The sequence below is a fragment of the Chroococcidiopsis cubana SAG 39.79 genome (genome assembly GCF_003991895.1).
Classification (GTDB): Bacteria; Cyanobacteriota; Cyanobacteriia; order Cyanobacteriales; family Chroococcidiopsidaceae; genus Chroococcidiopsis; species Chroococcidiopsis thermalis.
Window position 1 is genome coordinate 172413 of sequence record NZ_RSCK01000006.1, and the last position, 22028, is coordinate 194440.

Annotated in this window: 21 protein-coding genes; 1 reads left to right on the forward strand and 20 read right to left on the reverse strand. The window is 44.9% G+C overall.

The genetic code is table 11. The features are described from left to right. Positions 1 to 14: 14 nt before the first annotated feature. Positions 15 to 620, reverse strand: coding sequence for an exopolysaccharide biosynthesis protein (locus DSM107010_RS06390; RefSeq protein WP_051033326.1), 606 nt, complete (start codon positions 618 to 620; stop codon positions 15 to 17). 120 nt (positions 621 to 740) lie between these two features. After that, positions 741 to 1616 (reverse strand): lipid kinase, encoded by an 876-nt coding sequence (locus DSM107010_RS06395; protein WP_015153004.1) that lies wholly within the window; start codon positions 1614 to 1616, stop codon positions 741 to 743. Between the two features lie 361 nt (positions 1617 to 1977). Here DSM107010_RS06395 and DSM107010_RS06400 point away from each other — a divergent pair, with 361 nt between their 5' ends. Then, the gene (locus tag DSM107010_RS06400) at positions 1978 to 2781 is read left to right on the forward strand and encodes a calcium-binding protein (protein ID WP_015153003.1); all 804 of its coding nucleotides are present in this window, start codon (positions 1978 to 1980) and stop codon (positions 2779 to 2781) included. A gap of 44 nt (positions 2782 to 2825) precedes the next feature. Here the strand turns inward: DSM107010_RS06400 and DSM107010_RS06405 are convergent, their stop codons facing one another. The 18 genes from DSM107010_RS06405 to DSM107010_RS06485 form a co-directional block, all read right to left on the reverse strand. Then, positions 2826 to 3485, reverse strand: coding sequence for a Na(+)/H(+) antiporter subunit B (locus tag DSM107010_RS06405; protein WP_015153002.1), 660 nt, complete (start codon positions 3483 to 3485; stop codon positions 2826 to 2828). Further along, positions 3482 to 4063, reverse strand: a complete 582-nt coding sequence (locus tag DSM107010_RS06410; RefSeq protein WP_106168263.1) for a DUF4040 domain-containing protein — start codon at positions 4061 to 4063, stop codon at positions 3482 to 3484. Before DSM107010_RS06410 ends, DSM107010_RS06405 begins: the two co-directional genes overlap by 4 nt. Further along, positions 4053 to 4337, reverse strand: a complete 285-nt coding sequence (locus DSM107010_RS06415) for a monovalent cation/H(+) antiporter subunit G (protein WP_015153000.1) — start codon at positions 4335 to 4337, stop codon at positions 4053 to 4055. Before DSM107010_RS06415 ends, DSM107010_RS06410 begins: the two co-directional genes overlap by 11 nt. A 1-nt stretch (position 4338) precedes the next feature. Continuing rightward, a complete protein-coding gene (locus DSM107010_RS06420) occupies positions 4339 to 4599 on the reverse strand; it encodes a hypothetical protein (RefSeq protein WP_015152999.1) in 261 nt (86 codons plus the stop codon). Further along, positions 4596 to 4982: a Na+/H+ antiporter subunit E gene (locus tag DSM107010_RS06425; RefSeq protein WP_015152998.1), complete on the reverse strand. Its 387-nt coding sequence runs from the start codon at positions 4980 to 4982 to the stop codon at positions 4596 to 4598. The genes DSM107010_RS06420 and DSM107010_RS06425 overlap by 4 nt, the downstream gene beginning before the upstream one ends. Then, entirely contained in the window at positions 4979 to 6412 is a 1434-nt protein-coding gene (locus DSM107010_RS06430; protein WP_106168262.1) for a cation:proton antiporter, read from the reverse strand. Before DSM107010_RS06430 ends, DSM107010_RS06425 begins: the two co-directional genes overlap by 4 nt. Beyond that, complete coding sequence (locus DSM107010_RS06435; protein WP_106168261.1) at positions 6409 to 6744, reverse strand: cation:proton antiporter subunit C; 336 nt, start codon at positions 6742 to 6744, stop codon at positions 6409 to 6411. Before DSM107010_RS06435 ends, DSM107010_RS06430 begins: the two co-directional genes overlap by 4 nt. Positions 6745 to 7274: 530 nt before the next feature. Then, a complete protein-coding gene (locus DSM107010_RS06440) occupies positions 7275 to 7754 on the reverse strand; it encodes a phosphate-starvation-inducible PsiE family protein (RefSeq protein ID WP_106168260.1) in 480 nt (159 codons plus the stop codon). 157 nt (positions 7755 to 7911) lie between these two features. Continuing rightward, positions 7912 to 9636 carry a bicarbonate transporter BicA gene (gene bicA, locus DSM107010_RS06445; protein WP_106168259.1) on the reverse strand — a complete coding sequence of 575 codons (1725 nt, stop codon included), beginning with the start codon at positions 9634 to 9636 and terminating at the stop codon, positions 7912 to 7914. A 708-nt stretch (positions 9637 to 10344) separates the two neighbouring features. Further along, positions 10345 to 11211, reverse strand: coding sequence for a nitrate ABC transporter ATP-binding protein (locus DSM107010_RS06450; protein ID WP_181246401.1), 867 nt, complete (start codon positions 11209 to 11211; stop codon positions 10345 to 10347). 131 nt (positions 11212 to 11342) lie between these two features. Beyond that, entirely contained in the window at positions 11343 to 13346 is a 2004-nt protein-coding gene (locus DSM107010_RS06455; RefSeq protein WP_015152991.1) for an ABC transporter ATP-binding/substrate-binding protein, read from the reverse strand. Further along, positions 13324 to 13512, reverse strand: a complete 189-nt coding sequence (locus DSM107010_RS06460) for a hypothetical protein (protein WP_127022596.1) — start codon at positions 13510 to 13512, stop codon at positions 13324 to 13326. The genes DSM107010_RS06455 and DSM107010_RS06460 overlap by 23 nt, the downstream gene beginning before the upstream one ends. Then, a complete protein-coding gene (gene ntrB, locus DSM107010_RS06465) occupies positions 13473 to 14309 on the reverse strand; it encodes a nitrate ABC transporter permease (protein ID WP_015152990.1) in 837 nt (278 codons plus the stop codon). The genes DSM107010_RS06460 and ntrB overlap by 40 nt, the downstream gene beginning before the upstream one ends. A gap of 107 nt (positions 14310 to 14416) precedes the next feature. Then, positions 14417 to 15763 carry a CmpA/NrtA family ABC transporter substrate-binding protein gene (locus DSM107010_RS06470; RefSeq protein WP_127022599.1) on the reverse strand — a complete coding sequence of 449 codons (1347 nt, stop codon included), beginning with the start codon at positions 15761 to 15763 and terminating at the stop codon, positions 14417 to 14419. 672 nt (positions 15764 to 16435) lie between these two features. Beyond that, positions 16436 to 19336 (reverse strand): glycerol-3-phosphate acyltransferase, encoded by a 2901-nt coding sequence (locus DSM107010_RS06475; RefSeq protein ID WP_106168831.1) that lies wholly within the window; start codon positions 19334 to 19336, stop codon positions 16436 to 16438. Positions 19337 to 19436: 100 nt separating this feature from the next. Beyond that, the gene (locus DSM107010_RS39445; protein WP_181245358.1) at positions 19437 to 19574 is read right to left on the reverse strand and encodes a hypothetical protein; all 138 of its coding nucleotides are present in this window, start codon (positions 19572 to 19574) and stop codon (positions 19437 to 19439) included. Between the two features lie 161 nt (positions 19575 to 19735). Next, positions 19736 to 20062: a hypothetical protein gene (locus DSM107010_RS06480; RefSeq protein ID WP_106168832.1), complete on the reverse strand. Its 327-nt coding sequence runs from the start codon at positions 20060 to 20062 to the stop codon at positions 19736 to 19738. Positions 20063 to 20615: 553 nt separating this feature from the next. Then, positions 20616 to 21674, reverse strand: coding sequence for a Gfo/Idh/MocA family protein (locus DSM107010_RS06485; RefSeq protein WP_039713297.1), 1059 nt, complete (start codon positions 21672 to 21674; stop codon positions 20616 to 20618). Positions 21675 to 22028 lie beyond the last annotated feature (354 nt).

The following is a 22028-nucleotide window of genomic DNA, read 5'->3' on the forward strand; positions in this document are numbered from 1 at the left end:
GTCTCTACATTTTTCTATTGAAATAAACTCGGTAATAAACTAGAACCTCGCCAAAGAGCGTAAATTAAAAAGGCAAATATTAAGGTAATGACAATAGTATATATATAGCTAACACACATCAATAATCCATCATCTTCTAGTGTTGCTACTGCCAGTACTAAAATACCAATAGTTGGAAAAGAGTTTGTCAGTGGAATTGGTAACATTAATAAAATAGCTAACCAAGCAATACAAAACCCGTTAAATTGCCAAATATAAGGATTTCCCGCTATTTTCAACATGCGAGGACGAACGATTCTTTCTAGCAATCTGGTACACCTTTTCAAGTTTTGTAACAATTGCTGGGCAAACCAGCGAGGAAATTTGAATTGAGCAACTTTTTTCGGTAACCAAGGCGATCGCCTTCCCAATGCCATTTGTAGGGATAAAATTAAGCAAGCTATTCCTGGTATGCCAGTAAAACCAGGCGGATGAGGGAATAAAAATGGTAAGACAAGTAAGGCAATAACAAGACTAAAACCTCGTTCTGAAGTTCCTGCCAAAATATCGCTTAAAGTTAAAGGTTGTTGAGATAGTTTTTCTAGTAAAGATTTAATATCGTGTGAAAATTTTAAATGCATGTTAGCTAAATCGTAAGTCGTAAGTCGTAAGTCGTAAATTAGAAATAAAAACACTCAATACTTGTGCCATTGTTCGCTGCTCTTTGCTGTCTTAATTTTCCTTACTCGATCGCTTTAGTACTAATCTGGTACTAAAACTGCTACCGCTTGGGGAATGACGCGAAATTCTGCGGGAGTGTAAGCGGTGATTTCTCCATCGGTATTAATGGGACGGGGTTTTCTAGTCGCAACACGGATTTTTTGACCGTGCAAGGTACGGACTCCAGGTAAGGCTGTATGCCTACCTTGACGCATTGCGGGTAATAAAGGAATCATCTGCCACCAGTGACGCAATTCCAGACTGTATAAGTCTAGCCTGCGATCGTCGATCGCCGCATCATGAGTGATTGCCATGCCACCACCGTAGTAGCGTCCGTTACCAACGGCAATTTGTACGGTTTTGACTCGAATCGCATCTTGATTATTAATCCGAATTTCGGCTCTGAAGGGTCGAGATTGCCAGAGAACCTGAATTGCTGCCATTGCATAGGCTAAAACTCCCCATCGACGTTTAGACTCTTTCGTCAGTTTCTTAGCGATTTGGACGCTCAAACCGAGGCTAGCAACGTTAAAAAAATGCTTGCCATTCACCCAACCTAAGTCAATCCAACGGACTTTTTGACTCGCAATAATCTCACACGCTTCAGGTAGAGAATTGGGAATTTCTAAAGTTCGAGCTAGATCGTTAGCAGTCCCTAGAGGTAATATTCCTAAAGGTAATCTAGTCTCGACTAATGCATCTACTGCCGCGTTGAGCGTCCCATCTCCACCACCAATAATTACTAAGTCTACTTGATGGCGATAGTAGCGGATCAGTTCGGCTAACTGCCGAGGATGTTCTATTGGCTTTTCTAATAAATCTAAATCTAACTGCTGTAACTGTTCTATGGCAGCAGCAATCCGCTGCTGTCCGTGACGGGCATGACGATTGACTAGCAGTAAGGCTCGCTGTTTCACGATCGATTACAGGTGAGGGTTGCTGCCATGCCCTTGAACGCGCATTTAGAGGCGATCGCGGGTAAGGCTTAATACTAATTTTATCTAAATTAAATCTTTTGATAAATTTATTTTGCTCTCTGACAAGTTAAAAGCAATTTAATTCACAATCTTTCACGCAAATAAAGAGTAGGGCGGGCATTGCTTACCCTATCATAATTCTGACTTTTTATAGATATATAAACATTTGAAAGTTTTAGATGAAACTACGTCCATTCTAATTTTCGAGAGTCATGCCATTGTCTGCTTGAGATAAATTGGCAAAGTCTCTTGACTAACAAGATAAATCGAGAGATCGATCTAAGTTTGTAGAGAATTAGATATGAGCGTAGCTGTTGGTATAGACAAGGCATTAGTTGGTACAGATAAAAATGATGTCATATTCGGTACAACGGATAGCGATACTATATTCGGTGGAGCAGGACATGATGCCATTTTTGGACAAGCAGGTAACGATATATTGAACGGTGACGATGGTAATGACCTGTTACAAGGTGGAGACGGTAACGACAAGATCGACGGTGGTAATGGTAGCAATGTCATATTTGGTGGTAATGGTCATGACATTTTAGTTGCCCGGAATGACGTTGACAGCGGCACTAATTTTATATTTGGCGGTAGTGGAAATGACTATATCAATGGTAGTTCTAATGATGACTATTTATATGGCGAAAATGGGAACGATGAATTGTTCGGCTGGTTTGGGAACGATACTATAAATGGGGGTGCTGGCAATGACAGAATTCAAGGCGCTTTTCACCATAGCAGAACAGACGAAATCGATGTCATGACTGGATGTAGAGGGGCAGATACTTTTGTCTTGGGTGGAAGGTCTTATGGCGAAATGCAACCGCTCTATCGAGGTGACAACCGTAATTACGGTCTAATTACAGACTTTAATAAAAATGAAGACGCGATCGAACTCAACAAATGGGAGGGCGATCTAAGGCACGATCGCGCTATAGAAGTTCGATATAGTCTGGGTGCTGCACCAGTAGGATTACCTCAAGGAACGGGTATATATGTAAATAGCCCAGGACAATCACCAGATCTGATTGCTATTCTTCAAGGTGTCGATCCAAATTCTCTGAATCTGAAGGCAAGCTATTTCAAAATTGTAGATTGAATTAGATCGAGTAGGGTGCGTTATTAACGCACCCTAATAGCCATTTACAACAGTCCGCGATAACGAATAAAAACTAATATAACTGCCCAAGAACCCAAGGCGACTTTGACGGCTACCAGGATATTAAGTAGCGGAATTACTCCGCCGCTGACAAGTGCGCCCAACTCTCCGTGCGGTAGTTCAAATCCAGACAGAGTTATTGCCGCTAAGAGGACGAAAATCAGCACCGAAACTTTCTCCCATGTAGCAGCGTGCCAGCGCTTGTAGATACTTTGCATCTTCTCTGGTGATGAAGTAATTGCCACCAGACCGATCGCCGTTCCTCCCGCTACCCCAGCCGCAAAACCGCCGCCTGGGCTGAGATGTCCCCGAATCGCCAGTTCAATCCCCACTAAAGCTGCAATTGTCGCCCCTAATCGCGCCAGTACAATTGATGGCTGATCTGTAAAACGATAGACTTTAGCGGATGGCTGTTCGTTCGCTAACAAAAAATGAGCGCCCATAATGGCGATCGTAAATACGACCACCTCAAAAATGGTGTCGTACAGTCGATTTCTAAAAATAATCCCTGAAACCGCATTGGGTACTCCGCTATCTCGTACAACTGATTCGACAATTGACAGCGAGAAATCCGGTGCGGGATTGGACATGATGAGGATTTTGACAAACAAAGCTATTCCTGCGGCAATGTAGACCCATTTCATGAATGTTTCTCCTCTGGAATGCTGACATAGGTAATGCTTGTTGCAGGTGATGAAAGTTCGGCTTGTATGATGTCATAGATCCGCTGCACTCTGGTGACGGTATGGTAGGGTTGTTTTTCCGCATCAGGCGTTGTGAAATCTATGTCTTCGGGTCGCGTACAAGTTGCGTGTACTTCTTTCTCCATCAGCGCTTGGTGCAAATCCTGTTGGTCTTTGTAGGTCACTAACTCAAGTCGCATGTGACGTTTGCCCAAAATTGCCCGTAAGTCATCTAGCAGTTGCCCAAAATGGCGATCGCCTTCGCTATCTGTCGCGATCGCTCCTTCTGCAAGTACGCCTAGACGCATCACCATTGACGATCGCACCGCCACGGCATAGAGAGTAATCGCTAGCATTGTACCGACTAATGCTTCGGTCAAAGACACATCCGCCGCCCCCAAAACTGCATAGACCATTGCTGCCACGGCTCCCAAAATGCCGCGAATCACCAAGGCATGATATGGATTGACCTGAAAGACGACCATCGCAGCGGACAGCGGCAACAGAGCCACTAAGACATAGATATAGCTATCCATCATTGCTACCCCTGCTACTGGAACAGTATGCCAACACGTACCCCAGCACTGTATTCCAAATCGCCAAGGAAATAATGGCGAGGATCAGTAACGGCGATTCTCTGGGTCTTTTTAGCAGTAGCCCGATGATGATACTCATCGATCCGAGTGTATCTGCAACTGAAAGACCGTGCAGTTTAAATAATAGCGATCGCTTGCCTAGCAGGGGGAAGGTTCCCCAAAACCAGAAAAATACTCCTATACCCATGCAGGTATAACTCAACACGTCGATTGCCATATTACTCGTTTAATAAATCGCTCATTCGTTTAATCACTTGTGCCAGCAGCATCAGTGAAGCATTCCCCACGCTGAGAATAATGACTCCTACCACACCAATCGACCAGTCATCGCGCAAGACGGATACGACTAAGATCGTGACTGATGTTTTTGTCGCAATACTGGCAAATGCCAACATAGTTTGCCAAATGTTGCCATCCTTACATGCGACGTAAATCGGGATCAGCAGAGCCAGAATCATTGCAATCAATACCAGATTCATGTTTTCCTCCGTCGCACCCGATGGACTTCGTACCAGCCGTCTTCGCGGTATTTCAAGACAATGGTTTTTGGCGTAAAGGTAATCAGGAAAATATCTAGAAATATCAGACCTGGTGTCCGTCGCGGTGGCACTCGTTCTAAGGTGACTTCTTCTTGAGTATGGGGACGGAAAATGATTTCAAATGCCTCAACATATGCCTGTGGAATTGCTATGAGGATCTTACCCAGCGCCCGCAGCCAGTCTTTTAAAGCTGCTCGCGATTTGGGGCTTCCTGGCAATAAAAAGGCAACAGCAACGCCGATGATGATATTTGCCACACTAAAATTAGCAGTGAGCAAAAACCAGATAGCCAGTCGTAGTATGAGATTCAGATATCCAATCATGCCCACGCCATCCAGAAAAGTAGGATTAACATCAAACTCATCACGCCAATTAGATGCTCGAATTGTTCGAGCATACGCGGTAACCTGAGTACTGTCCGTCGAAAGATCGTCAAATATGCCAACCAGCCAACGCCAACGATCGCGATTGCTTTGACCATATTCGCCACGGTATACGCTTCGTAATACAGCACGTTTGTCACAACCAATGCACCGATTAACAGCGTTACCGCTACCCAGAAACCATAATTAACTTCCTGTTGTCTCTCTTGTCGCTGATGGGGTAGAAAGATAAATCTGGCATATGCTGTTGCCGTTCCTATAGCCGCAACATTCATGGCGATTGTTTGCCAGGGCAACACGTTGTTCAGGGTTGACATTTTCGCCCCAAAGCCAACCAATAGGGGAAAGCCGGAAATTGAGAGGCTACCTACGACCAAGACAATCCAGATTGCAGTACCGATTGGCTGGTGTTGCAGTTCCTTGATGTTTCGGCTCGGTAAAGCACCCACGCTCAGAAATAGCGCCGATTTAACCAGCCCGTGCGCCAGCGCATAAAAGCCGCCTACTTCAGGTGCAGCAAGAATCCAGCCTAGCTGCGATATCGTACTCAACGCCAACGTGCGCTTGTTGTCTTGTTCCCAGATTGCATAGAATACTCCTAGCAGCGCTGCCCCAACTCCAAAAATGCGGACGATCGCATCCACCTCGTCGAACATCAGGGCGCACCGCACTATCGGAAAAATGCCAGCTTTTACCACAATTCCCGACAGCATTGCTGATACTGGCGTTGCCGATTCGGAGTGGGTTAACGGCAACCACAAGCCCGACACGAAGACTCCTCCTTTTGTCAAGAGTCCCAAGAAGATGAGGGCAAGTGCTTCGATTGGTGCGCCACGCAAACCGGCAAAAGCAAATGAATGATGCACCTGATAGACCAGTACTGCGCCAACTAGATAGAACAGCATTGCCGTGTTGCTGACAAACAGATAGCGCAAGCCAACCCAAATCGAGCGATCGCTTCGAGGATAAGCAATTAAGAGAAATGCCGCAATACCAATTACCTCTAGCGCCACGTATAGACTAATAAAATCCGCACAGACAAACGCAGCATTGAGGCTGCCATGTAGGATGATAATCTGTGCGTAAAAAAAAGCTGTCTTACCACTGCGCCAGCAGTAAAGAATCACCGCTGCCGTTACCAAGGCATTAGTCAATATAAAGTAGCCGCTCAATCGGTCTACTAATAATGTGACACCGAAACTATCTAGTAACTGTAGTGATAGTGGAGATGTAACAAATAGCAGCAACGCATATGTCCCCGAAACCAGTGCCACGCATAATGCGAGATACCGATCGAGTTTGGGGAACAGATAAGCGACAAATCCGACAAAAAACGGTAGTGCAATCCAGGCGATCGTAGTGGTACTCATGGCGTATTATTTTTCTCGATCTCGTTGCTTTCTAATGTCGGATTATCTCTTGCCAATTTCATCACACCAACTAGCATTAAAGCCTGAATTGAAAATCCAATCACGATCGCTGTCAATATGACTGCCTGGGGAACCGGATCGGAGTAAGCGACATTTTGGACATCTGAAACAATCGGTGCGAACAAACCATCTCGCGATGCAATCAGCACGTAATAGGCAATTACCCCCGTACTCATGACATCCATAGAGACGATTTTCATCACAAGATTCTTTTTGAAGATGATACCGAAAAATCCGCACAATATTGTTGCTAATACGCACGCTTCTAACACGAGGATTGCCTGTTAAGTAAGTTTCGGTCGTAGATTTTTATTCAATACAGATTTCAGCAAAATGTTGTCATTTGTCATTCGTCATTTGTCAAAGTACAGTGAGCGCGGCACGATCCGATAAATGACATTTTCCCAACTAACATTAGAACTGTCATAGCACTAGATTTTTGACTTTTAACTTTTGACTTTTGACTTTCAACAACTAATTGCTGCTACTACAGCGATTTGGATTCAGCAAAGCTATCCCGCAGGGAATCGTCATAACACACTTCACACTTCATGGCGCAAGAATTTACGAGCGATGATAATCATTTGCTAGTTTTTCCAGTAAAGTGGGCATTGCCCCTGCTCCCTACTCCCTGTTTTGGTCACGAAACTCATTCGCTCAACTTTAAAACAAGTTTTTAATTCTTGCTATAATTAAATATTAATATTAACTCAAGCATTTTGTAAATTATTTGAGTTGGGGCGATCGCGCTCAAATTCAATCAGCGCTAAGTCGAGCAAGACTTATACTTATTTTCTATATATTACCTGCGATCTTCTCTATGCTTTCTGTTCATTTGACGAATGAGCCAATAACTAATTGAGAGGGCAAAACTAGCCGTTGCTAGACCGATTAAATCTATACCTGTAGCTTTACTAAAATCAAAAATAATCAGCTTGCGGGCTACAGCAATCAAGGCGGTTACAATTACTAGTTCAACTTGAACGACGTGTTTTCTGAGGTAAGCAGTAATATTTTCTAATAATTCTAGAGCAATGAGAATATTCAGGAACATCCCGAAAATTTCGATGAGAGTCTTATTGAAAAAACCAATCGGCTCCCTAAATAAATCTTGATACAAAAAAATGATTAAGTCAACTAAAGAAACTAATATAACACTCACTAGAGCGAGTGACAAAATTTTTGAAACTAGGTTCTCAACTAGGTGAATGCTTTTGAGGAAACCTTCATCTGCCAATAACTCTTTAGTTGAAATCGCTAGTTTTTTCCAAGGACTTATCATGCTCTTAAACTCGCATTGCTGTCTACCGATACTAACTAATATCTCACTGTTATGGTGCATCAGTATAGCGATCGCCTGAGAAAAGGTAAAAGGCAAGACGTAAGAGGCAACTTAATTCAAACTTACGACTTACGACTTACGACTTACGAATTACCACTTATTGTTGCAGTGCTGGATCGGTGAAATCGCTCAAACCTTGGCTCGAAGCACTTCCAACATCGGCAGTAACCCTATCATTACTATTTACCAATGCAACTGCTTGTCGCAATGCAGCCAGCCGATCTGTCATTAAATTTTGTGGGGGTAAAAGATCGAAGATGCCTAACTTTTCTAACCGCCGCTGCACGGAACCAGTGGCACCAACGATAAAAACGTGACGACCCTGTTCGACTGCATCTTTTATTGCATTTTCAATTGCTAAAGAAGCAGTCACACCTAGCATCGGTACATCGCTCAAATCTAGAACCAAAACATCGTGGTCTGCCATTGCTGTATGTTCGCGGGCGATCGCTTTGGATACGCCGAAAATCATCGGTCCGCTGAGGTAGAATAACAGCACGCGATTGTTAGCGCGATCGAGTAACTGTTTTTCTTCCTGATTTAATACGATCTCATCATCGGCATCGCTAATGGTTTTGACATCTTGCGCTTGCAGATTAGATAAACGCTCGATGGTCAAGATGTTAGCAATAAACACTCCCACTCCAACCGCCACAATCAGATCGACAAATACCGTCAGTAACAGCACCCCATACATAATTAGCGTTCCCTTCAGGGAAACCTTGTGGGCGCGTTTTAAGAAACTCCAATCTAAAATGTCAATCCCAACTTTCAGGGCAATTCCAGCTAATACAGCCATTGGAATCACCTGAGTCAAACTTGCAGCCCCTAAAACGACGACTAGTAGAATTAAAGCGCGAGTTATTCCAGATATAGCTGTGGTTGCACCCGTTTGAATGTTCACCACCGTACCCATTGTCGCACCTGCGCCAGGTAAGCCGCCAAACAGTCCAGAAACTAAGTTACCAATCCCTTGACCGATTAATTCTTGATCAGAGTTGTGTTGAGTACGTGTAATACTGTCGGCAATTACGGCAGTCAGCAAAGTATCAATACAGCCCAACATCCCTAGAACAACACCATCGAGAAACATGGTTGTGATTTGACCAGGAGTAAAGATGGGCATCTGTAACTGTGGCAATCCCATCGGAATCTCGCCAATCCGCCGAATATCTGCACCTGGAAAGAGAACCAGAGAAACTACTGTGCCAACTACCAGTGCTACAAGTTGAGGCGGGACGAAACGCTTGAATTTAGATGGCATTAAGAAAATAATTGCCAGTGTTAGCGCCCCTAACCCAGCTTCGATTGGATCGGTGTTTGCTAGCAGTTGAGGTATGCTCTGCACCGTACCCAAAACCCCACCTTTAGGTGCTGCTTGCCCGACAAACGGCGCAATTTGCAAAATAATCAGTATGACTCCAATCCCAGACATGAAGCCAGAGATCACGCTGTAGGGCATCAGCGTCACGTATTTCCCTAGCTTAAATGCCCCAAAGATAATTTGAAAAATCCCCGCCAGCATCACGACGGTAAACGCCATTGCCAAGCCATTCTCAGGGTTGCTTGCCGTTAAACCAGCAACGATCGCCGTCATCACCACGGTCATCGGTCCGGTTGGCTCGGAAATTAGAGTTGGCGTGCCACCAAACAACGCCGCAAAAAAACCAACGCAGACTGCACCGTAAAGCCCAGCCACGGCTCCAGCACCAGAGGCAACACCGAATGCCAATGCTAGGGGCAAGGAAACGATCGCGGTGGTTAAACCACCAAATAAATCGCCTCGTAAATTTCTGAAGTGAATTTTGTTTGTTATTTGCATGAGAAAGAGACGAAAGACAACAGCAAACTAAGCAACCTTGCTACATAGAGCCAAAACTATTTATGACTACGAAAAAATTTGATGCTTGGTAGATTTTCCGATCGCAACATGTCGAGTTAGAATACATCTAAGGTTAGATGTCGGATTACGAAATTCAATATCTCAAAGTGGCATTTTTTGAAAAATCTCGATAAGAAATTGGCTGGTAATAAGTTGCTACTTTGCAACCAACCAACAAAGCAAAATATAGGTTTCTCAACCACATGGCGATTGTCGCCGTATCTTGTTTTGAGAGGTTAAAGTAGTTGCAAGTAACTTGAATCTGAATCGGCTAAGATCGAACCTAAATGCAATTCCAGGCATAAGCAACAATTAACAACAAGTTAATTGCAAGATATTTATCCCGGTTTCAGGCAGTCATTGACTTCAAAAACTATGTGCTTTGAAGCTTTTGGAGCTGCTTGAAAAGTTACATTAAAAATAGATTACAACTTTTAGAGCGAGTTTAGTTAATTTAATGAAATAAATATTGAATAAATCTTATATGGTTGCGATAGATAAGATCCTATACGCAAGCGGCTCTACTAGCTTCTATGGAGGGGATTTGCCCATATAATTAGAACCTATTATTACATCTATTGAATCTAATTATTGTGCCGATTATTACTTCTTTCTCAGTAGGGTGGGCATCGCCCACCCTACTAATAACTAACCGACATCGTCGTGGGCGAAACGGTTGTAGAGGAAGTCTAAAGCGTAGTTGCGCAGTTGATAGTATTGTGGATCTTCCATGATGCGAGCGCGATCGCGGGGACGGGCGAAAGGAATATCTAACACCTCGCCAATTTTAGCGTGAGGACCGTTGGTCATCATCACCAGGCGATCTGCTAAGAATAGTGCCTCGTCAATATCGTGGGTGATCATTAACACGGTGCATTTATGGTCGTTCCAGATTTTCAGTAACTCTTCCTGCAACTCCTCTTTGGTAATTGCATCCAACGCCCCGAAAGGTTCGTCTAAAATCATCACCTTGGGACGAATTGCCAAAGCACGGGCGATCGAAACCCGCTGTTTCATTCCCCCAGATAGTTGCGGTGGCTTCTTATCTGCGGCTTCCGCGAGTCTAACCATTGCCAAATGTTCCCGCACGATCGCCCGCTTTTCTGCTTCTGGCTTGTTGGGATGTACGGCATTCACTGCCAAATAGACATTTTCAAACGCAGTCCGCCAAGGGAGCAAGGCATAGTTTTGAAATACCACCATCCGATCTGGTCCTGGTTTAGTCACGGGACTACCATCAACTAAAACATCTCCTGAAGTGGGATGAGCAAAACCCGAAACCATATTTAACAGCGTACTCTTACCGCAACCGGAGTGACCGATCACGCAAATAAACTCCCCTTCATAGACACTGAGATTCACCCCATCAAGGACAGTGAAGGGACCGTTTTTGGTGGGATAGACTTTACAAACGTCCTTAATCTGTACGAAAGCCTGACGATTAGACTGCACTGTAGAGAGTGGCTTGCCTAAACGATTTCTGGCGATGTCTGTATAAGCAAAAGCGTTGTTCATTATGGTAATTGGTAGTTGGTAGTTGGTAATTGGTAGTTGGTAGTTGGTAGTTGCTGAGAGGCAAGTTCTTCTCTACTTACGACTTACAACTTACGACTTACGACTTTACCCATTACCCATTAACAATTCAGCTAGGCTGCTCTGCGGATTGGTGCGTCGAGAATCACTTCGGCTACAGAGAAGTCACGTTTGATTGCTAGACTGTTGAGATAGCCGAGTGGGTCGTCGGCATTAAATACAGTCCCGTCGAAGAGTTTGAGCGGCTGGCGGGTGTAGCTGACATCTAAGCCGAGTTCTCTAGCAGCTGTACTGAAGACTCCGACACGGCAGATCCGTTCGATAATTTCTACCCAATTTCTGGGGAAGGGAGTGTGACCCCAACGTGCTAGTTGAGTCACGATCCAAGTTTGCTCCGTGCGACTGGGGCGATTGATTGCAGCTTCAGAAAAGAATTGGTGGTGAGCATACTCCCGCATTGGACTACTCAGATCGCAACTGCTGCTATCGGGGTCTAGCAACTGAATATAATCGACGCTGGTACTAACATATTCCCGCCGTGCCAAAATGTGACGAATTTCTTCAGCATTTTCTGGCAAAGAGCAATAGTAGCAAGCTTCTAAAAGTGCTTTGACTAGAGCGATATGCGTGTTAGGATACGCTGCTGCCCAATCTTCCCGCACGCCCAGAACTTTTCCTGGGTGTCCCAGCCAAATTTCTAAATCGGTAGCAGCGGTAAAGCCAATTCCTTCTTCAGCAGCGCGGTAGTTCCAAGGTTCGCCAACGCAGAATCCATCAATACTACCCGCTTTGAGGTCGGCAACCATTTGGGCTGGGGGAATGGTGTGAACGTCAACATCTAAATCGGGGTCGATACCACCTGCGGCTAGCCAGTAGCGCAAGAGGACGCTGTGCATTGAGGAAGGATGTACGACCCCCATCGTATGCCGCTGGTCGCGGGTACGCAGCAAGTGCTGTTTGAAGTCGGTGAGGTTGTAAACTCCTTGGTCGTAAAAGCGTTTTGATAAGGTGATGGCGTTGCCGTTACGAGTCATGGTCAAAGAAGTAACCGTGGGTATCGGTTTATTCTCATGACCACCCAAAGTCAACCACATTGGCATCCCTGAAGGCATTTGGGCAGCATCGATGTAGCCGCCTGCAATTCCATCGACAATCCCGCGCCAGCTAGTTTCCCGTACTAAGGTGACTTCATCTAAGCCATGCTTGGCAAAGAAACCTTTTTCTTGAGCGATCGCCAGTGGTGCGCAAGCGGTTAAGGGAACGAAGCCGATTTCCAAATTGACTTTTTCCAACCCGTGACGAGCAACAGCGGTCTTTTTCCGCGCCCGAATTTGCTTAACTCGTTTTTGCTGATTTAAAAAGTAGATCATTTCGCTGCGCAGACTGTAATAGCTGGGATGTTCTACAACCTGCATCCGCTTACGAGGTCTGGGGATATCTACTTCTAAAATGCCACCAATTTTCGATTCGGGTCCGTTGGTTAACATGACGATGCGATCGCTCAGCAATACAGCTTCATCTACGTCGTGCGTCACCATCACGGCTGTGACTTGGTTCTCTTCGCAGATTTGCATCAGCTGTTCTTGCAAATTACCCCGCGTCAGTGCATCTAACGCCCCAAAGGGTTCGTCCAGTAACAACAACTTCGGACGCAGCGCTAAAGCACGGGCGATCGCCACCCGTTGTTTTTGTCCCCCCGATAGCATTCCTGGTGGCTTATCGGCATGGGGACGCAAACCTACCATATCGATGTGCTTTTCGACAATGGCGCGGCGTTCTCCCGCAGGTGCGCCCTTCATTACAGCATCTACAGCCAGGGCGATGTTTTCCCGTACCGTCCGCCAAGGTAGAAGCGAGTAGTTCTGAAACACCACCATTCGGTCTGGTCCTGGCTTGGTAATTCTTTGTCCTTCCAGAGTGACAATTCCCTCTGTGGGCAGGTCTAATCCTGCAATCATGTTGAGTAGCGTCGATTTACCGCAGCCAGAGTGACCGATCAGCGATACAAACTCACCCTTTTTAATCTGAAGGTCAATGCCTTTGAGAGCAATGTATTGTCCCCCACCGACGAGATTGAAAACTTTATCTATTTGGTCAACAGCAACGAATACAGACATGGCTATTTGGTAATTGGTAGTTGGTAATTGGTAGTTGGTAAGGACGGAGTGCGGGGAGATTTTGATTTTTGACTTTTGCCTTTTGACTTCTCCCTTGTCTCCCTTGTCCTCCTTGTCTCCCTTGTCTTATTTTTGTTCTGCTGGCAAGATCAGCGTTTGTATCCAAGCCATGAGTTTGTCGAGTAACAGACCAACTACACCAATGTAAATTAGGGCAAGGATAACTTCGCTGACGTTGTTGTTTTGATAAGCTTCCCAGATGAAGAAACCAATGCCGACGATACCGGACATGACGATTTCAGCAGCGATAATTGCCAGCCAAGCTAGACCGATCGCAATTCGTAGCCCTGTGAAAATGTAGGGTAGTGCCGCAGGGATGAGAATGTTGAAAAAGTATTCTTTTTTAGTTAATTGCAGTACTTTGGCGACGTTGTTGTAATCGCTGGGAATTTCTTTGACTCCTACTGCCGTGTTGATCAAAATGGGCCAAATTGCCGTGATGAAGATAACGAATAAGGCAGCGGGTTCGTTTTGTCTGAGGGCAGCTAGAGAGATGGGAACCCAAGCTAGAGGTGGTACTGTTCTGAGTAATTGGAAGAGTGGATCTAGTGCTTTGGACATCACTTTCGACGTACCAATTAAGATTCCTAAGCCGATTCCTACAATTGCCGCTAATGTGTAACTAATTGCTACCCGTTGCAAGCTTGCCCAGATCTGCCAAAATAAGCCTTTATCCGTGCCACCTCGGTCGTAGAAGGGCCAGAAAATTAATATCCAAGTGTCTTGAATAACTTTTATAGGTCCAGGTAATGTGGCTCCTGGTGTGAGAGAAAAGAGTTGCCAAATTGCTAAAAAGATCGCGATCGCGATAAATGGTGGTAAAAAGTCAGGCAGTCTTTTTTGCAAGCCTGCTAAAAAGCTATTATCTGCGCTAGCCCGTCTTCTAGGAGAATATGTAGTCATCGATCGTCTGTTCCTCAGATTTACATGGATAGTTGATAGTAATTGCTAATTCCGAATTCCGTAGCTTGCTTCCCCGAAGGGGTATTCCGAATTCCGAATTTTAGACGTTAGGCTTTTTTGATCTTCAAACTCTTTAAGTAGGCAGTGGGATTTTCGGGGTCGAATTTGACTCCATCGAAAAATGTTTCTACGCCACGGGAGGTGCTGGTGGGAATATCGGCAGCTGCAACGCCTAATTCTTTGGCTGCTTCTTTCCACAAGTCTTCGCGGTTGACTTTATCAATTAATGCTTTGGCTTTTGTCAGGCTGTCTGGTGGTAAAAAGCCCCAGCGGACGCTTTCTGTTAAGAACCAAAGGTCGTGACTCTTGTAGGGATAGGAAACGCTACCTCTAGGATCTTTCCAGTAAAGTACGGCTTTGTTGCGATCGTCAACTGTCCGACCTTCGCCCATGTCATATTTACCTGCAAATGGTCCGGCAAGAATTTCGGCTGGCAAGTTGAAGTAGTTCCGTCCGCCGAGGATTTTGGCGGCTTCTTCACGGTTGTCGAAGTTATCTAACCACTGTTGCGCTTCCATGATGCCTTTGAGTAGCGCCTTGGTTGCTTTGGGATGTTTATCAACCCACTCTGCCCGTAATGCTAAGTATTCTTCTGGGTGAAACTCCCACATGTCTGCGGTTAGCATTGCCAAGAAACCGATTTTATCTTTGACAATGCGGTAGGGCCAGGGGTCGCCCGTACTGAAAGCATCCATCGTGCCTGTTTTCATGTTGGCAACAGTTTGGGCGGCTGGTACGGGAATTAATTTGACATCAGCATCGGGATTAACACCGCCAGCAGCTAGCCAGTAGCGAATCCAAAAATCTTGGTTGACTTGAGCAAATGTATAGGCAGCAGTGAAGGGAGTGTTAGCTGATTTGAGTTGACCGAATAAGTTTTTGCCACCTTTGGCTAGTTCTAGTTCTATTCCTTTGCCTCGGTGTTTCTCAGCGATCGCAATGCCATTTCCTTGCGTGTTTAATTGCGCTAACACATACATTGGAATCGGCTTGTTGCCTTTGGTGATCCGCCCTTCTGTAATGAGATGTGGCATCGGCATTTGATATTGACCGCCATCAACACCACCACCAGCCGCACCAATTTCTGTATTGTCTCGCATCGAACCCCAAGAGGCTTGTTTGGAAACATCTACATCGGTCATGCCGTACTTCGCAAAAAAGCCTTTTTCTTTAGCAATAATTATGGGTGCTGCTTCAACAATAGGGATATATCCTAACTTGACTCTTGTTGTTTCTGGTGCTTGTTCGGGACTAACATTCACTGCTGCAACTTGTTGCGTTTGAGTACCAGTCACGGAATCTGGTGGATTCCCCAAACAACCTTTCAGAAACACCGAACCAACCGCAGAAGCACCAGCAGTTATGATAAATTTCCGGCGAGAAAACTCCGTCATACAACCTTCCTCAAGCACATTCAATGGTTTATATCAAGGCAAATCCATGCAATGAAACTGTTGAGTTTCTTGCATATAAAATGCATGGTTCGATCTAAAATACTGGTTTGGCTCAGCGAAATAGGTGATCGTAGCTGTGAAGTTGCAAAGTTGAAATTTCACAACTGAGCTACATGCAAATCGAGTCTTTAAGAGACAACGAACACCAAAATTAATGTTGTTTTAATAAGCTTACAGCTTTTAGTGCAAAATTTGTTAACTTTTAACGAGTGACAGTTAAATAAATCTAATATCGCTCTGATAAGCAAAAGTTTATGGTTTTTAAATTGTCTATTGAACTATCTATAGTTAACATTGGTTACCTCTGAACAATCGCGGCGATCGCCTATTGATTCCTATAGCAGTGCAAGTTGTTTATCGTAACTATCAATCGATCCCAAGGTATTTTTGCTTGTCGATAATCAATCGAGATTTACTGAGTATAATTGCTGGTATTAGATTTTTAAATTCCTTAAACTTTTAGCAATCTACAATTTACGCTTTGTACTAAATCGAACATTAATTCACATTTAAAGTTAAGTTTTACAACTATGTATACGGTGATTCAGAACAAAATGACATTTATTCGTCAGACCTGACTTGAAAATCTATTTTCAAGTCAGATCTACTACTTCAATCGCTGCCGAGAATCTCTACCGTACCCTCTTGACCGTCGAGCCGCACCTGTTGACCGTCGCGCAATAAATGAGTTGCGTCGCGCACATCCATCACCGCAGGAATGCCATACTCTCGCGCTACGATCGCCCCATGAGATAATCTTCCTCCGACTTCGGCGATCAATCCTCCAGCCCTAGCGATCGCGGCTACCCAACCGGAATCGGTATAAGGTACGACTAGAATTGTTTTTTTATCGATCTCTGGCAGCATTTGCCAATCGTGCAACACGACAATCGTTCCCGTGACTTGACCGGAACTAGCAGGAATTCCTTTTAAGAGGGAGTTGGGAGTTTGTAGGGGCGCACTGCTGTGCGCGCGTACAAGAGTCGGGGGAGAATTACCGTAGATTAAAGCGGGTATGGGATTGAGTTGGCTGTCTCGATCGAATTGCGATCGCCTCGCTTCGACTAATTGTGTTAATTGAGATATAAACTCCACATCTTCAGCAACAACTCTTTGCACTTCAGGAAATTCTAAAAAGAAAATATCGCCAGGTTGAGATAATTGTCCTAACTGCAAAGATATCTCCTCTAGTCGCACGAAACACCAGCGTAATTCTGCTAATAAGCGGCTGTATACCTGCGTAACTCTTCCTTTAAGATCTATGCGTTGCTGAACTCTCGTTGTACTACGTTGCATTTCTAGGCGATCGCTTCTAAAACTGCCTTCCTCCACGCTCAACATCTGCATAAACAATTCTCGTACTACCTGCGGTTCCTCCTTCCAAGTGGGAACCGCAATATCTGTGCCTACCTGACTCAAATAGCCGTAGCGATCGAGCAATCGCTCGAACTGCTGCAAAATTTCTCTCCCGGGCGCAGTATCTTCCAACTGCTCAAATGCTCGTTCTGGAGATAATTGCGGCGCTATTTTTCGAGCTTTTTTTGCCAAAGCTGCAATTTCGCGCAATGCGGCTACTTCTGGCGTTTGGCTGTTGTCGATTTTGTCATCCCGAACTCGAAATACTGCTTGTCGTAACGCAGCGCTTAAGGGAGCCAAAATACTATAATAAGTAGCCCGTTTGAGCAGTGATAAAATTCCTTCTATCCGTTCTAGCAATTCTCTGGTCGAAAGTTCTTGCGGCGATCGCTGCTCTAATTTTGCCAAACCAGGACGAAAATACTGCCGCTCGTCTTGTTGAAAATCTCGGACTAAACTCAATTCACGCCCCAGCAACCGCAGCAACCCAGGTACATTTTTTAACGTAGAACTTAAAGGCGGTTTGCTAAACTTAGCTCCCCTGGTCAAAAACTCCAGACTTTCCGCAGGCAAGCCCATCAATCGAAAAATCGATCCTAACAACGACGCATTGAAATAGGCGCGGGAATAATGCAGCGTTGCCGTTTCGTTAAAATCTAATCCTTGGGAACGATCGCCCAAAACAATTGTAAAAATCTCCCCCCACACGCCACAAGTTAGCGGACGGTTGATCGACCAAGTTAACGGGCGAATTGCCCCAGGAATCACTTCAGCTGCAATCTTGCGCGTCCAAATTGGCAGAAGAGTTGTAATCGGACGCGATTGCAGCAGCCACAATTGGCTCCCGTCGTAACTCCACTCAATATCTTGGGGGATACCGTGGTATCGATCTTCGATTTTGCGGGCGAGAAGGGCAACTTGTTTAATCAGTTCTAGCGGTACGTCTCCTTCACCTTCCATTTGTAGAGACGTGACATGTATAGACGTTACATCTAATGTTTCTACATCTGCGATCGCAACTCGGTATTGTTCTGGAGTCAATCGTCCCGAAACCACCTGTTGCGCTTCACCGGGCAAAGCTTCGATCGCAACAGCATCTCCTTGCTGGGTAATTGGGTCGCGGCTAAAAGCTACGCCAGAAAAAACTCCCTGAACTTGCTTTTGAATCAACACAGCCATGGCTGCATCGATTTGCCCCCTAGCACGCCGATACTCTACTGCATTTGGCAGGTCGTAGGAAGCTTGAGTACGGGCGATCGCCTGCCTTAACATAGAACGACTGGTAACTTGCAGTACGGTTTCATACTGTCCCGCCGCCGCCGCTTGTTCCGAGTCTTCTCCAATTGCTGAGGAACGGACGACTAGCGGTTGGGTAGCTGAAGGTTGCAAAGCTTGAATTAGAGGTTCTGGGTCGTCTCCTGGCACGACTACCCAACCCATCGGTACGGGATAACCCCAGCTTTTCAGTTGAGATAAAGTAGCTGCCTTATCGCCGACTTTTTGAGGATCGAGTCGGTCGTCGAGAGAAACAATTGCCTTATCACCACGAAAAAAACGAAACATTTTTTCAGATCCGGCTTGTCCTGCTGTTGGAGATAAATCTAAATCGTCGGGAATCTTTTTGTAAATCCAGCCAATTAATATCGCCAAGGCGATCGCGGCGACAATTCTACCAAAATCATTTAAGTGTAACAGTGCCGTAATTGTGGGAAAGAGAAATAATACGCCAAATCTTCCCAGCTCTTTTTCCCGCAACAGAGTAAAACTAATCCCTCCAATTAAAAATACCAACAGCGCGACTCGCCAATCATGGACGACATAACCCCAAACGACATTTGTGGTTCCCGCGCCTTTCCCAACCCAGTAGCGACCCATGACCAAGGCAATTAGGGCAATTAATTCCCACGCTGGTTGAGTTGGGAAAAATGCCCGTGCTAGCAGAACTGCGGCAATACCTTTCAATGCCTCCGATAGCACTGCTAAAATGCCCGCTAACTTACCACCATGATAAAAAGCGGCTGAGACACTGATATTACCAGTTCCCATCCGCTCCAGTCGTCTCCCAGTCAGGGTACGAGTTATCCAAGCAATTAACGGTAGTCCGCCCAAATAGGGGCAGAGAATGAAAATCGCAAGTACACCCCAAACTTGCTGCATATTAGTCATCGATCGCTAATGAGTGGTTAGTGGCTTGTGGCTAGATTCTTATTTTGGTCTAACCACTAGTCACTAGTCACTAGCCACTGATAACTAATAACTAAACAGCATAAGCTACTCGTAGCGCCCAAAATATTAAGGCGGCGATCGCTCCTAACAGTAGTACGGTAGATACAATCACTACCTTGGGACTATCCGCCCCATCGAACTTCATAATTCCTCGGTTCAAGTCGGACATACTTGATGTAAATCCTCCTGTGTTAAGAATACTAAAATCTCCGTATTCGATTTTAGTCTTTCTTTTTCAATTTGGCTTGACGATCGCCCAGAAGAATTACTCTCGGTCTGCTTGTTTTAGCTTTCAAAGCTTAAAATAACCTAAAATGATCGGTTTCGTTCCTACTTTCGAGGACTGAAATTTAGCTCTACTTTCTCCCGTCTAATTGGTATATCTACAGTATTTGCATCTGCAATCTTGATGGTTATTTCATCACCGACTTCGAGATTGAGATCGAGCCATCTGAGAAATTCTCGACTACCTTCTGCAATATTCAACATCCCACCCACATACAATCTGAAATCTTCAGCATCTGAGTCTTCAGGGTTTGCAGCTGGAGCGTCTGCTTGACGCTGCCTCCAGTTCAAAATTGCTGTAAGAACGCTTAAATCTCTCAAACCTGCTGTACAGAGCTTTTCTCCGTTTAGATATACTTCAAAAGCGATCATTATTTTTAGTTTTTCAAGATATTTAAATACAATACCGTTTAGTTATGTATAATTATAGTTTGGGTTAGATAAGCGCTCAACCCAAGAAAGTTCTGAAAAAGTCAGGTTTTAATTCTTAAATGCGACTTACTTGAAGATAAATGACCCTTTCGGTGTATTGGCTCCCCATCCTACGGCACAGCTTCAGGTTATTGACTATATCTAAGAGTGTTATTGATTTAAGATATTTAAGCTAGAGCGATCGCCATAAATTTACAGAGCGATCGCCATAGATTTATATTCCAATACAGTTCAGTAAAAAGCGATCGCGCCTCGAAGATCCCCCCAACCCCCCTTGAGAAGGGGGGCTACGATTCCCCCTTTTTAAGCGCTACGATTCCCCCCTTTTTAAGCGCTACGATTCCCCCCTTTTTAAGGGGGGCTAGGGGGGATCGTCTTATCTGAATCGTATTGATTTATATTCGAGTTATGGCGATCGCAATATCTTCATACATAAAGTAAAAGCACGCGGCTGCGTGCTTTTACCAAAAAACGTGCTATTTAAACTTGCTCGCTAAACGGCAACAATCGGATACTCGTACTCCCGTTCTGGTAGCTTCCAAGCATGACCGTCTACAGCCATTTGCTCGATTAAACTTGCCAAGCGCAAAGCTTTCAGTGCTTGTTCTCCTCCTACAGAAGGCTGGCTACCACCACGCACGCAGCTCACAAAATGTTCTAATTCGGCGCAAAGTTTATCGGCGTTGCTCGTGTAAACTTTTTCAATCAAGCCATCTTGACGGTAAAGCACCTGACCGTGTTCTGTCATACAGTTAGCAGTGGTTTGACGGTGGATTAGAATTTCATTGTTCAGAAAATCTGCCTCAGTCAAAGAATTTTTACAATGGGCAGCAATGCGGCGAATTTTGCGGTGAGTCACTTTACTAGCTGTCAGCGTTGCTACGATTCCATTTGCAAAACCTAGAGTTGCCGTGACGTAATCTAAATATCCTGAATCAGAACCACAACTGCCACTGGCAGTTAGCTTCACTACTGGCGCGTCAGCCAATTCTAACAATAGGTCGATGTCATGAATCATTAAATCTAAGACGACCGAGACATCGTTGGCTCTTTGAGCAGCGGGACTCATGCGACGAGCCTCAATTGCCATCAATTGCTCTGTCTTTAAAACTTTGCTTAATTCTTGAAATGCTGGACTGAAGCGCTCGATGTGACCGACTTGAAGGATTCTTTGAGCTTGGGCAGCTGTATTGACTAGAGATTCTGCTTCAGAAATACTAGCAGCGATCGGCTTTTCAATCAGGACGTGAACCCCTTCTTTTAGGCAGGTCATCCCAACAGCATAATGGGCGCGAGTGGGGACAGCTACGCAAACTGCCTCGACATGAGGCAGTAAATCTCGATAGTCTTCAAAAAAACGCACTCTGTACTTGCTAGCAATATCGAGTCCTCGCTCGACATTAATATCTGCTATACCCACCAGTTCCACGTCCTTGAGCAAACTTAGGACGCGGGCGTGATGTTGCCCCATATTGCCCACTCCAACCACGCCAATCTTAATTGCTTCAGGTTGGTTGCGCTGCATCTGCGGGACTACTTGCCCCTTAGACATGGTATTTTGCACTCAGTCTTCTCCTCCACCACCAAAATTTATCGTCGCTACTGCACTGCTTCTGTAATCTACATTCCAGTTATTAAGGTTTCATCTCTCAACTGTTAGAATTCAGCCAGATGATACCATAATTCTTGTCTTTGTGTAGAATCTCAAAGATTGTTAGATTTTTTTTGAGATTGTCTTGATTTTGTTACGGTTATACCTTTTTTAATTGTGATTTTACCGATGTCTCTGCGATAGCGGTATTGTGTCACTTTTTTTCCCGTCCATTATTTTGAAGGGAGCAGGGAGCAGGAAGCAGGGGGACAAGGGGGACAAGGGGGACAAGGGGGACAAGGGGGACAAGGGGGA

Coding starts and splice junctions, on each gene's coding strand:
- DSM107010_RS06390 (WP_051033326.1), bottom strand. CDS start 620: ATGCATTTAAAATTTTCACACGATATTAAATCTTTACTAGAAAAACTA.
- DSM107010_RS06400 (WP_015153003.1), top strand. CDS start 1,978: ATGAGCGTAGCTGTTGGTATAGACAAGGCATTAGTTGGTACAGATAAA.
- DSM107010_RS06405 (WP_015153002.1), bottom strand. CDS start 3,485: ATGAAATGGGTCTACATTGCCGCAGGAATAGCTTTGTTTGTCAAAATC.
- DSM107010_RS06410 (WP_106168263.1), bottom strand. CDS start 4,063: ATGATGGATAGCTATATCTATGTCTTAGTGGCTCTGTTGCCGCTGTCC.
- DSM107010_RS06415 (WP_015153000.1), bottom strand. CDS start 4,337: ATGGCAATCGACGTGTTGAGTTATACCTGCATGGGTATAGGAGTATTT.
- DSM107010_RS06420 (WP_015152999.1), bottom strand. CDS start 4,599: ATGAATCTGGTATTGATTGCAATGATTCTGGCTCTGCTGATCCCGATT.
- DSM107010_RS06425 (WP_015152998.1), bottom strand. CDS start 4,982: ATGATTGGATATCTGAATCTCATACTACGACTGGCTATCTGGTTTTTG.
- DSM107010_RS06430 (WP_106168262.1), bottom strand. CDS start 6,412: ATGAGTACCACTACGATCGCCTGGATTGCACTACCGTTTTTTGTCGGA.
- DSM107010_RS06440 (WP_106168260.1), bottom strand. CDS start 7,754: ATGATAAGTCCTTGGAAAAAACTAGCGATTTCAACTAAAGAGTTATTG.
- bicA (WP_106168259.1), bottom strand. CDS start 9,636: ATGCAAATAACAAACAAAATTCACTTCAGAAATTTACGAGGCGATTTA.
- DSM107010_RS06450 (WP_181246401.1), bottom strand. CDS start 11,211: ATGAACAACGCTTTTGCTTATACAGACATCGCCAGAAATCGTTTAGGC.
- DSM107010_RS06455 (WP_015152991.1), bottom strand. CDS start 13,346: ATGTCTGTATTCGTTGCTGTTGACCAAATAGATAAAGTTTTCAATCTC.
- ntrB (WP_015152990.1), bottom strand. CDS start 14,309: ATGACTACATATTCTCCTAGAAGACGGGCTAGCGCAGATAATAGCTTT.
- DSM107010_RS06470 (WP_127022599.1), bottom strand. CDS start 15,763: ATGACGGAGTTTTCTCGCCGGAAATTTATCATAACTGCTGGTGCTTCT.
- DSM107010_RS06475 (WP_106168831.1), bottom strand. CDS start 19,336: ATGCAGCAAGTTTGGGGTGTACTTGCGATTTTCATTCTCTGCCCCTAT.
- DSM107010_RS39445 (WP_181245358.1), bottom strand. CDS start 19,574: ATGTCCGACTTGAACCGAGGAATTATGAAGTTCGATGGGGCGGATAGT.
- DSM107010_RS06480 (WP_106168832.1), bottom strand. CDS start 20,062: ATGATCGCTTTTGAAGTATATCTAAACGGAGAAAAGCTCTGTACAGCA.
- DSM107010_RS06485 (WP_039713297.1), bottom strand. CDS start 21,674: ATGTCTAAGGGGCAAGTAGTCCCGCAGATGCAGCGCAACCAACCTGAA.